Source organism: Halorubrum sp. Atlit-28R, from assembly GCF_003665955.1.
GTDB lineage: Archaea > Halobacteriota > Halobacteria > Halobacteriales > Haloferacaceae > Halorubrum > Halorubrum tropicale.
Genome location: NZ_QPLS01000012.1, coordinates 96,725 through 103,118, shown reverse-complemented (window position 1 = coordinate 103,118; position 6,394 = coordinate 96,725). Strand labels below are relative to the sequence as shown.

The window sequence follows — 6,394 nt, the reverse complement described above, 5'->3', positions numbered from 1 at the left end:
CTCGAATCGCCGTCGAACAGCCGCACTACGGCGTCTGCCGCGTGGCGAACGTTCCTTCGGATGCTCGAGTACAAGTGCAAGCGAGAGGGGACGCACTTCGTGGCGGTCAACCCGAGAGGGACGACGAGAGAGTGCGCGGCGTGCGGCGTCTCGACGGAGAAGCCGTTGTGGGTCCGTGAACATTCCTGTCCTGCCTGCGGTTTCGAGACGGATAGAGATGCGAACGCGGCGTGGAACATTCTTTCTCGCGGTATCGAGCAAGTAGGAGCGGGACGCTCCGAATTAACGCCTGTAGAGACTGCGCTCCCTACGGGAACCACCACGGTTTCTGCAAAGCGCGTCGTGGAAGCAGGAAGCCCTACCCTCAAGGAACGAGCCGCGTCAGCGGCGAGTGAGTAGGGTAGGGTAGTTCACCGATGACGGGATCGCACCGAGTGCCGATCGAGTCTCTCGACGTGTTTATTAAGCTGACCGAGCAGACACAGACGTGCCTCGATACCCGCCGGTCCGACTGCTGAAGGCGGTGATCGCCGTGGCCAACGAGCGCAACGTCAAAACCACCGCTGCGAGCGTCGCGTTCTATATGTTCAACACGGCGATACCGTTTGCGCTGCTCGGGTTCGTCCTGCTCTCGTACTTCGGCCATATCGATCTGCTCCGGCAGGCGATCGAACTCGTCGTCGGCGACAATCTCCGGCAGTTCCAGGCGATCGTCGATCGGGTCAGCGACGACCCCGCCGGTCGCCGCCGCGCCGTCGTTATCGCGGCGGGTATCCTCGTGTGGAGCGCGTTTCAACTGTTCCAGACCGTCGATAGCGCCTTCGCCGAGGTGTACGACGAGCGCGCCGAGGCGTCGCTGTTGACGACGGTGTTCAATACGACGCTCGTGCTCGCAGTTGTGATCAGCGGCGTCGGCGGGGTCGGCGTCGTCGGCGCACTCCTCTCGTTCCGGGCGGAGAGTGCGGCCTGGGTCCCCTACACCACGGTCTTCATGTTTGTTCTCCTGCTCGCGGTGTTTCTGCCGATGTACTCGCTGTTCCCGCGGGTTGCCACCCCACTGGGGGAAGCGCTCCCCGGAACGGTGCTCGCGGCCGCTGGCTGGACGGTCTCGGCCGGGTTCTTCCGCGTATACCTGAACTTCTCCGCGACCCCCTACGGGCTGGCCGGCGCCGTGCTGCTACTGCTCACGTGGTTGTACGTCGGCGGGCTCTTGCTCCTGTTAGGCGGCGTACTGAACGCGGTCTTGGGCGGCCACGTCGAGGTCGATCTTGACTGGCTCCCCGGTCCGAGCGAGAAGTAGCGGGGGTCATCGCACCGACCCGACGGCAGTCCCGGGTGAGGGATGTCGCTCGGACGTCGGGTGACTCTCGCTCCGCCCTCGAACCGCTCGCAGTCGCCTCGGACCGCTGGCGGTCACCTCGAACCGGGTCACCCCGAGGGCGACGATTCGCTCGGGATTCAGATCATTATCGACGAGCGTGGTACACTTGCGGCGTACTTGGAGACGAGGCGGAAACGGGGTCGTTCTGGGAGAAGTGTGGGCCGGCCGGGAGTCGACGGGAAGCTCGCTCGCCGACTACTGCATGCGGCGATTCATCCCCTCCCTACTCGCTCCCGATAGTCGCTCCTTAAGGAAGGGGCATTCTCGCCTCAATTCTGGTAAAACGACGTTATAGCGCCCGTGAGTCGGGTTCGACGATGCTGGCAAACGCGACATTCTCTTTGACTTGCTCGATCTCGACCGACAACTCATCACCTGGTTGTCCGCCGGGAACGATCACGACGTAGCCGCGTTCAACCTTCACAATGCCGTCACCTTGATCACCAGTCGTCTCAATCGTCACGTCGCGGACTTCACCTTCATCTACGGGAGGACCGTCCAACGTCGAAGTTGGTTCTTGCCTAGCCGATTGAGGTTGCTCTGCCTGAGTCCTCTGGCTTGTCGAGGATTCTGATTTCAAGATCGCGACGCGATACGTTTCGTCGGCGGCAAGCGCGTCGTGTTCAACCTCACTCGCGGGGACATCCATAATATATGACCCGTCACGTTCTTCAATTTGAGCACTAAACACAGAGCGAAGCGAATCAGAAATTTTGACCATCAGCTATCACGGATCGTAGCTAGCCAACGTATCTAACTCTCACGTTTTGCGCTACGCGGAGGTGGTAATCTAGTGTATGCTGAAGAGAACAAGCAGATCCCGAACAGAAACTCCTCGAAAAGCTAGCAGGCCAGATTGGTCAGAACAGAGCGTGGGTCTGTCAGTTGGTTCTCGTCGCATCCTCAGCCCTCACATAGATATACATTCACAGTTGTATGAGTAACGGATATGTTCACACTTCGGTCTGTCCTTCTCAACTGGGACCTGAACCGAGTGACGAGAGCTGCCGTGAGCGGTGCTGCGGTTTTCCTCGCAATTCGAGTTACTGACGGGTTCCTGATGGGACTTGGAGTAGCAGTCGTACTGGCAGTGGTGCTTGATGTTCCGTGGTGGCTGTACGACCGCTCCGCGCAGTCCGACGAGTGATATACACGCAGCTCTCATCAACCGGCTGTTTCAGGTGAGAATATATCTGAAGAAGATGGCTGGCTCTGTTGAAATCCTTAGGAACTGATAGGACCGGCTTGACCGATACAGAGCGCGTGTGCAGCAAGAGATGTCGTCCAGATACGACGACAGAAGAGGCACATTGTTGCACAGCCGAGAACGAGGTGGAGTATGGTCTCTCAGGAGGTGAGACTAATCGCTGCTGCCCTTCTAGCCGCTATACCACTCAGAGCGGCTGGCTCGCAAGAGCCCCTTTCAGGATTCTGGTTCGTTCTTCTCTCTGGTAGTCTACTGGGGGTGATACTTCTGATCAGGGAGTACCGGCAGTACCAAGCTGGATGAAACCCGCACGCCCGATATTCGCCCTCGACTGAACGAGCTACCCAGTCACAACGCCGGTGGACTCGAAGCCCTTCGGTCTATCACGCGGTGATGAGGTCGGGTGCGAACAAGCCGATCACGAGGAGACTCACCAGTACGGTGAGCGCCGTGAGTCGCAGGACACCAGCTGCCCGTCGGCGGGGTTCGGGCAGGGACTCGGCAACTCCGGAGAGAGCCATCCCGACAATCACAAACAGTACAGCAAAGAACGGTGTCGCCCCCTCTACCATGACGTAGTACCCCTGCTGCCCGGCCAGCAGGAGTGCGCCACAGAGGAAGACCAGTCCAAGAGGACGACCAGAGGGTTCGCTGAACAGCGTCTGGTCGACGAGGGAGGGCATCGAATGCGTATCCACGCACGTGGGGTACATATGGACTGTGTTCGCCGGTCTGCTGCGGGGAGGTTCATAGCTGTGCCGAGCGAACGGTGCTGATGGCGCTGACCCCCTCGTGCCCTCCATGCAGCATGCCCTGGACGGGCTAGCCGGTTACGGTCAGTGGCTTCGTGACCGATACAGAGCGTGTATGCAGCATCATGAACCCGTGTAGGTAGACACGACGTTCAGATCCATCCGGTAAGAGCCTCCTGTGAATCCGAGAGCACTCGCCGAAAGCATATACACCGACACACGAAACTGAATGTATGCCCTCCCGCCGCAGCTATCTCACTGGACTCGCCACCGCTGGTGTAGTGGGTTTTGCCGGCTGTTCCGACGGATCCGACCGGGTGACGGGGACCGTATTCAGGAAAAGCGTTCACGCCGCCCATTCCACCCAACAGGAGGACACTGATTGGACGCTGATTGCGTTCATGGCCGGTGGTGTCCACGACCAAACGGTACTGATCAAGTACGACCCGACGTATCTGACCGTCGACACAGACGACGTCGAGATGACGCTCACGGACGAACAGCAGAAGCTATTGGAACGCGATTTCGGTGACGTCGAGCTTTCGTTCGCTGTCGTTCCGGAAGGTGCCGATGGGGGACCGGTTCGCCAGGCACGTCGACCCGGTTTCAACGAAGTGCGTGTCGGTGGTGAGGCCACGGTGAGCGCGTTCACCGGTGATGACGGAGCGCGGTATCACCGACTCCACGAAACCGGTCCACGGCCGGCGGAGCTTTCGATTTCGCAGCTCACTCGGATCCGGACCGACGAGGCTCCACAGTAGACCACGCTCTCCTGCGTTCACGTCGCTCGGGCGCCACGTGACGAACGACAATCGACCGACTCGCGCACTGTATTCAGCAGAGACGCCGGGATCTGTCACCTGTAGTGGATTTCAATAAAGCCGGAACCGAATATCCTCATCATTAACCAACACGAGGTGTTGGCTGACTTCGATTGTTGGTTAAGAACGATCGAGACTTCTCATCCTCACGTAGCTCTTCGGCCTTCCACTTGAGCCGGCGCAGGATTTGCGTTCGATTCTGGTAGGCGTTCTCGTAGGCAACACACTCTTGGAGGGTTTCCATATCCGAGATCGTCGCGATACCGGCCTTGATCAATCGGTAATTCGGTGCTTCAAGACGCTTCTCAGGTGGGAATTCGTCGTCACTCCCGTCACTAATCGTGGACTGTTCCATCTCTGTAGCCCTCCACCCCTCGAGGGCGAGAAAGACAGAACAGACGACTACATCACCGCCGCGGCGTCAGGCCATCGCCTATTTGAACCGCTCACGCAACGCGTCCTCACGTTCTTCGAACTGGTCGACTTTCTCCTGCAGGCCGTCGCTGACGCGCTCTGCCACCATTACGAGTCGGTGGATACCGACCGAGTCTGTCGTCCCACGATAGTTCGAGGCACGGTGACGTAGCCACGGTCGGTGAACACGGCGGGATGCCGTCGACGGTTCGGGGCCGCCTCACGTGTGTCTCGACGAGGAATGTCGAACTTCTACATCCACTTATGAACCGTCGGTTGTGTACAGTCGAGCTTATACAAAATCGAGGAGAATACCTGACCCTTTAGGGTCAGGATGAATCCGACAATACTCTACACCAACCACACTTCGATGGCAAGCCCAGATATTCCACGCTAATCGACACTATTAACAAAACAACGTTCATAACCAGTTATAAAGCCAGAAAATGAGTCGAACCGTCCGAACCTTCGAGGCTACGATTACGAACCAGCAACAGGTTCGTGACGACCTCGACCAACTCGGATGGGCCGCCTCAAAGCTCTGGAACGTCGGTCGCTACTACGCACAAGAGCAGTGGGACGAAACGGGTGAGATTCCCGATGACGGGGAACTCAAAGCCGAGCTCAAAAACCACGAACGCTACACGGACTTACATTCTCAATCCAGTCAGCGCGTTCTCGAAGAACTCGTTGAAGCGTTCAACGGCTGGTTCGGCAAGCGTCGGAACGGAGACGACCGTGCCCGACCGCCCGGCTACCGCAAACACGGCGACTCCCATCCACGTTCAACTGTGTCGTTCAAAACGGCTGGCTTCAAGCACGACGCACAGTTCACACGTGTCCGCCTCTCAAAAGGCCAGAACCTCAAAGAACACCGTTCGGACTTCATATTGTGCGAGTACCAGACTCGCCCAGACGTTGACCTGACCGAGTGGGACATTCAACAGGTTCGCGCTGTTTACAAGCGCGACGAGTGGCGGCTTCAATTCGTATGTCGAACCACCATCGACCCGGAACCGCCGGGTGACGAAGTGGCTGGTGTTGACCTCGGGATTTGCAACTTCGCCGCCATCTCGTTCGGCGGTGAATCAGTGTTGTATCCCGGCGGCGCACTCAAAGAGGACGAATACTACTTCACGAAGAAGAAAGCAAAGTGCGACGATTCCTCGTCCCGTGAGGCGACTCGTCTTGACTGGACGCGAACGGGTCGTCGGACGCACTTCTTGCACGCCCTCTCGAAAGCAATCGTAGCGGAGTGCGTGGAACGAGGTGTCGGGACGCTTGTCGTTGGCGACCTTGGTGGTATCCGAGAAGACGATGAGAACGGCGAACCTCGGAATTGGGGCGACCACGGCAATCTCGACTTACACGGGTGGGCGTTCGACCGCTTCACGACGCTACTCGACTACAAGGCGGAAGCCGAAGGCATCGACGTTGAGTTGGTGTCAGAACGCGATACGTCGAAGTCGTGTTCGGCGTGCGGCCACACAGATGACAACCAGCGAGTTGAACGTGGCCTGTACGTGTGTGAGAAGTGCGATACGGTTGCGAACGCGGACGTGAACGGTGCGGAGAACATTCGGCAAAAGGTACTCCCGAGTCTCGCCACGGATGGCGGTGATAGGGATAACGGCTGGTTGGCACAGCCAGCGGTTCACCTGTTCGACCGTAGTGAGGGTGTTTTCGCCCCACGAGAACAGGTTGCGAACCGCGAATCTTAATATCCCAACTCAGCGGTGCGGTGCCGTGGGATTCCCGCGTCTTCAGGCGCGGGAGGATGTCAATTGCGATCTCGTTCGTACTCAGCTCCTGTTCCCAG

Annotated in this window: 9 protein-coding genes; 6 read left to right on the top strand and 3 right to left on the bottom strand. The window is 58.5% G+C overall.

Going from position 1 to position 6,394, the window contains the following annotated elements:
- The coding region (locus DVK06_RS15195) for a zinc ribbon domain-containing protein (RefSeq protein WP_147438122.1) at positions 1-399 on the top strand (399 nt) is incomplete at its 5' end.
- 88 nt (positions 400-487) lie between these two features.
- The gene (locus tag DVK06_RS15190) at positions 488-1,300 is read left to right on the top strand and encodes a YihY/virulence factor BrkB family protein (protein WP_121600905.1); all 813 of its coding nucleotides are present in this window, start codon (positions 488-490) and stop codon (positions 1,298-1,300) included.
- 370 nt (positions 1,301-1,670) lie between these two features.
- Here the strand turns inward: DVK06_RS15190 and DVK06_RS15185 are convergent, their stop codons facing one another.
- Positions 1,671-2,102, bottom strand: a complete 432-nt coding sequence (locus DVK06_RS15185) for a TRAM domain-containing protein (RefSeq protein WP_121600904.1) — start codon at positions 2,100-2,102, stop codon at positions 1,671-1,673.
- Between the two features lie 228 nt (positions 2,103-2,330).
- Here DVK06_RS15185 and DVK06_RS15180 point away from each other — a divergent pair, with 228 nt between their 5' ends.
- Both DVK06_RS15180 and DVK06_RS18730 read left to right on the top strand, forming a co-directional pair.
- Positions 2,331-2,528 carry a hypothetical protein gene (locus DVK06_RS15180; RefSeq protein WP_121600903.1) on the top strand — a complete coding sequence of 66 codons (198 nt, stop codon included), beginning with the start codon at positions 2,331-2,333 and terminating at the stop codon, positions 2,526-2,528.
- 192 nt (positions 2,529-2,720) lie between these two features.
- Complete coding sequence (locus tag DVK06_RS18730; RefSeq protein WP_158600096.1) at positions 2,721-2,891, top strand: hypothetical protein; 171 nt, start codon at positions 2,721-2,723, stop codon at positions 2,889-2,891.
- Between the two features lie 80 nt (positions 2,892-2,971).
- Here the strand turns inward: DVK06_RS18730 and DVK06_RS15175 are convergent, their stop codons facing one another.
- The gene (locus DVK06_RS15175; protein WP_121600902.1) at positions 2,972-3,271 is read right to left on the bottom strand and encodes a hypothetical protein; all 300 of its coding nucleotides are present in this window, start codon (positions 3,269-3,271) and stop codon (positions 2,972-2,974) included.
- Between the two features lie 302 nt (positions 3,272-3,573).
- Here DVK06_RS15175 and DVK06_RS15170 point away from each other — a divergent pair, with 302 nt between their 5' ends.
- Positions 3,574-4,101: a hypothetical protein gene (locus tag DVK06_RS15170; protein WP_147438121.1), complete on the top strand. Its 528-nt coding sequence runs from the start codon at positions 3,574-3,576 to the stop codon at positions 4,099-4,101.
- A 142-nt stretch (positions 4,102-4,243) separates the two neighbouring features.
- On the opposite strand, the gene DVK06_RS15165 is transcribed toward DVK06_RS15170, so the two are convergent.
- Complete coding sequence (locus DVK06_RS15165; RefSeq protein ID WP_121600900.1) at positions 4,244-4,516, bottom strand: hypothetical protein; 273 nt, start codon at positions 4,514-4,516, stop codon at positions 4,244-4,246.
- Positions 4,517-5,021: 505 nt separating this feature from the next.
- Between DVK06_RS15165 and DVK06_RS15160 the strand changes: the two genes are divergently transcribed.
- Positions 5,022-6,296, top strand: a complete 1,275-nt coding sequence (locus tag DVK06_RS15160; protein WP_121600899.1) for an RNA-guided endonuclease TnpB family protein — start codon at positions 5,022-5,024, stop codon at positions 6,294-6,296.
- Positions 6,297-6,394 lie beyond the last annotated feature (98 nt).

What these genes read in the sequence shown, in the direction of transcription:
- DVK06_RS15185 (WP_121600904.1), bottom strand. Translation starts at nt 2,102, where the DNA reads ATGGTCAAAATTTCTGATTCGCTTCGCTCTGTGTTTAGTGCTCAAATT.
- DVK06_RS15180 (WP_121600903.1), top strand. Translation starts at nt 2,331, where the DNA reads ATGTTCACACTTCGGTCTGTCCTTCTCAACTGGGACCTGAACCGAGTG.
- DVK06_RS18730 (WP_158600096.1), top strand. Translation starts at nt 2,721, where the DNA reads ATGGTCTCTCAGGAGGTGAGACTAATCGCTGCTGCCCTTCTAGCCGCT.
- DVK06_RS15175 (WP_121600902.1), bottom strand. Translation starts at nt 3,271, where the DNA reads ATGCCCTCCCTCGTCGACCAGACGCTGTTCAGCGAACCCTCTGGTCGT.
- DVK06_RS15170 (WP_147438121.1), top strand. Translation starts at nt 3,574, where the DNA reads ATGCCCTCCCGCCGCAGCTATCTCACTGGACTCGCCACCGCTGGTGTA.
- DVK06_RS15165 (WP_121600900.1), bottom strand. Translation starts at nt 4,516, where the DNA reads ATGGAACAGTCCACGATTAGTGACGGGAGTGACGACGAATTCCCACCT.
- DVK06_RS15160 (WP_121600899.1), top strand. Translation starts at nt 5,022, where the DNA reads ATGAGTCGAACCGTCCGAACCTTCGAGGCTACGATTACGAACCAGCAA.